This is a genomic window from Bradyrhizobium sp. C9, from assembly GCF_002532045.1.
Taxonomy (GTDB): Bacteria; Pseudomonadota; Alphaproteobacteria; order Rhizobiales; family Xanthobacteraceae; genus Bradyrhizobium.
The window spans coordinates 1-544 of record NZ_NWTG01000059.1; the positions used below are offsets into that span (position 1 = coordinate 1).

The 544-nt window shown below is 71.3% G+C and carries 1 protein-coding gene; it reads right to left on the reverse strand.

What is annotated here, in order from left to right; translation table 11 throughout:
• The coding region (locus CO675_RS39520) for a Rossmann-fold NAD(P)-binding domain-containing protein (protein WP_502693452.1) at positions 1-544 on the reverse strand (544 nt) is incomplete at both ends.

The window sequence follows — 544 nt, forward strand, 5'->3', positions numbered from 1 at the left end:
TGCGCCCAAGCTCTCCACCTGCTCCTTGGTGGCGGGCCGCACGTCGGTCGCGGTGACGACGGCGCCGAGCCGGCGCGCGGTCGCGATCGCCTGCAGGCCGGCGACGCCGACGCCCATCACGAACACCTTGGCGGCCGGCACGGTGCCGGCGGCGGTCATCATCATCGGGAAGGCGCGGCCGAACGCCTCGGCGCCCTCGATCACTGCCCGGTAGCCGGCGAGATTGGCCTGCGAGGACAATACGTCCATCACCTGGGCGCGGGTGATGCGCGGCATCAGCTCCATCGCGAACGCCGACACCCCGGCATCGGCCATCGCCTTCAGCGCCGCCTCGTTGCCGTAGGGATCCATGATCGCGATGACCAGCGCGCCGCGCTTGTACTTCGAAAGCTCCGAGGCCTCGGGCCGCTTCACCTTGATGATGATGTCGGCGTCCTTCAGCGCGTCGGCGCTGACGGTCGCGCCGGCCGCGACAAGCTCCGAATCGGGCAAGCCCGACTTGACGCCCGCGCCCGGCTCGACGGCCACCTCGGCGCCGATCGCC